Below are 2,500 nucleotides of genomic sequence, written 5' to 3' on the forward strand. Positions count from 1 at the left end.
CGGTGGGGGCGATGGATGAGCAGCGGTGGCTGGATGTGCGCCGGTTCCGGGCGTTGCACGAGGCTGGTGCGAGTGTCTCGGAGATCGCTCGTGAGACGGGCCTGAACTGGCGGACGGTGAAGAAGTACCTGGCTGCTGGTGGTGGTGAGGTGGCGCCGCCGGTTCGGGCGCGGTCGGCTCGTGGGCAGTTGATCGACGTGTTCGCCCATGTGGTCGATGCGTGGTTGCGGGCGGAGTTGCTGCTCAAGGGCACGGTGATCCATGAGCGTCTTGTCGAGCAGTACGGGTTCACCGGCAACTACCAGCGGGTGAAGCTGTATTTGCAGCAGGCCCGGCCGCGGATCGCGGCGGAGTTGGGGATCAGCCCGGATCAGCTGGCGGGGCTGCACCGCCGGTTCGAGGTCGTCCCGGGTGCGCAGGCGCAGGTGGACTGGGGCGACGAGGGCGGCATCCTCGCCCACGTCGGGATTCCGAAGGTGTACTCGTTCCACATGGTCCTGTCGTACTCGCGGGACCCGTTCTGCTGCTTCACCACCAGCCAGGACCTGGCCGCGTTCTGGGAGTGTCACCGGCGGGCGTTCGCGCACTTCGGCGGGGTCCCGGGGGTGATCGTCTACGACCGGACCAAGACCGTGGTCCGCCGGCATGTCGCCCCGGGCCAGGCGGTGCCGCTGCACCCGGAAGCGGTCGCGTTCGCCGGGCACTACGACTTCGACATCGACGTGCTGGCCGCCTACCGTCCGACCGGCAAAGGGCGGGTCGAACGGCAGGTCACCATCGTCCGTGATCATGTCCTGGCCGGGCGGGCGTTTGCGTCGCTGGCCGAACTCGACGCCACGTTCGTGGCGTGGGTGCCGCAGCGGCGGGCCGTGCGGCATCGCACCCACGGCGAGATCATCGGCGTGCGGGCGGTCCGCGACCACGCCGCGCTGCGACCGATCCCGGCCAGGGCGTATGTGGTCGCCGACCGGCATCTACGGCACGTCGGCAAGGACTGCCTGATCGCCTACGCCGGCAACCTCTACTCCGTGCCGGCCCGCCGTGTCCGCCACCGCCAACTCGTGGAGATCCGGGCGACCGCCGCCACCATCACCATCCACGCCACCGTCCCCGGCCTGGACGGCACTACGCTGCTGGCCACGCACCAGCGGGCCGTGGGCCGCGGCGCCCGCGTCGTCGACGAGAGCCACTGGGACGGTCTGCCCGACGGACACACCCGTGCCGTCACCACCGGCGACCCCGACAGCCCGCAGTCGACCACACGCCGACCCGCCCGTCACGACAGCAGTCAGGGACCGCTGCAAGCCCTGCTCAACCGGGCCGCCGCCGCCCAGATCGCCGTCGAGACCCGCCCACTGTCGGTCTATGAGCAGATCGCTGCGGCCAGCCCGTTCACCCACCGCCCACACCTGAAGGACGTCTCGACGTGAGTGAGCTGGTCACCAACCGCATCCACGCCAGCGCCACCAAACTCGGCCTGCCTCACCTGGCCAAGACGCTGCAGGAGCTCACCGGCCGGGCCGACACCGAGTCCATGGGCTACCTGGAGTTCCTCGACCTCGTCCTGCAAGAGGAACTCGCCGTCCGCGACGAACGCCGCTTCCGCGCCGGGCTGCGCCTGTCGAAACTGCCGCACCACAAGACCCTCGACGACTACGACTTCAGCTTCCAACCCGACCTGGACCCCCGCAAGGTCCGTGACCTCGCGACCCTCGCGTTCGTGCAGGCCAAAGCCAACGTCGCGTTCCTCGGCCCGCCCGGCGTCGGCAAAACCCACATCGCGGTGTCCCTCGCGGTCGCCGCCTGCCGAGCCGGGTTCACCGTCTACTTCACCACCCTCGACGACATGGTCCGCCACCTCACCGCCGCCGACGCGATCGGCCGGCTGGCCCGCAAGCTGCAGACCTACCTACGCCCCACCGTCCTGGTCATCGACGAAGTGGGCTACCAACCCCTCGAACGACCCGAGGCCAACCTCGTCTTCCAAGTGATCTCGAAACGCTACGAGAAGGGCTCCACCCTGCTGACCTCGAACAAAGGCTTCGGCGAATGGGGTCAAGTCTTCGGCGACGAGGTCCTGGCCACCGCCATCCTCGACCGGCTCCTGCACCACTGCGACGTCGTCCCGATCAACGGCCCCAGCTACCGACTCAAGAACCGCCTCACCGCCATTGAGAACGTCGCCTGATGCCCACCCCGGCCGACCCGGACGACCTCGCGACCACCAGCAACACCAACCACCGCGACCTGCTGCAGCTCCTGCTCCAAATCTGCGAGGACTTCCTCGCCACCACCGGGCCGGCGACCCATCACGAGGTCGACGCCCTCCTACGAGCCCGCGGCATCACCGGCGGACCCGGATGGCTCATCGACATGCTCGGCCTCACCCGCCTACGCCTACAAAACGCAACTCACGGTGACGAACAAGGCGCCCAACACGACGCATGACCTCTGCAAGATCAGCCGTACTTACCTCTGCACTCCAACGAGTACCCCGACA

The 2,500-nt window shown here is 68.6% G+C and carries 3 protein-coding genes; all 3 read left to right on the plus strand.

Annotated elements, in window-relative coordinates:
- Positions 1-2 precede the first annotated feature (2 nt).
- The 3 genes from istA to ACLQ2X_RS28305 are packed head-to-tail and all read left to right on the plus strand — an operon-like array spanning position 3 to position 2,448.
- The gene (istA, locus tag ACLQ2X_RS28295; RefSeq protein WP_425684123.1) at positions 3-1,430 is read left to right on the plus strand and encodes an IS21 family transposase; all 1,428 of its coding nucleotides are present in this window, start codon (positions 3-5) and stop codon (positions 1,428-1,430) included.
- Positions 1,427-2,188: an IS21-like element helper ATPase IstB gene (istB, locus tag ACLQ2X_RS28300; protein WP_091330079.1), complete on the plus strand. Its 762-nt coding sequence runs from the start codon at positions 1,427-1,429 to the stop codon at positions 2,186-2,188. Before istA ends, istB begins: the two co-directional genes overlap by 4 nt.
- On the plus strand, positions 2,188-2,448 hold the full coding sequence (locus tag ACLQ2X_RS28305) for a hypothetical protein (protein WP_128139041.1): 261 nt from the start codon (positions 2,188-2,190) through the stop codon (positions 2,446-2,448). The genes istB and ACLQ2X_RS28305 overlap by 1 nt, the downstream gene beginning before the upstream one ends.
- Positions 2,449-2,500: the final 52 nt, after the last annotated feature.

The organism is Micromonospora sp. DT31 (assembly GCF_049841795.1).
Taxonomy (GTDB): domain Bacteria; phylum Actinomycetota; class Actinomycetes; order Mycobacteriales; family Micromonosporaceae; genus Micromonospora.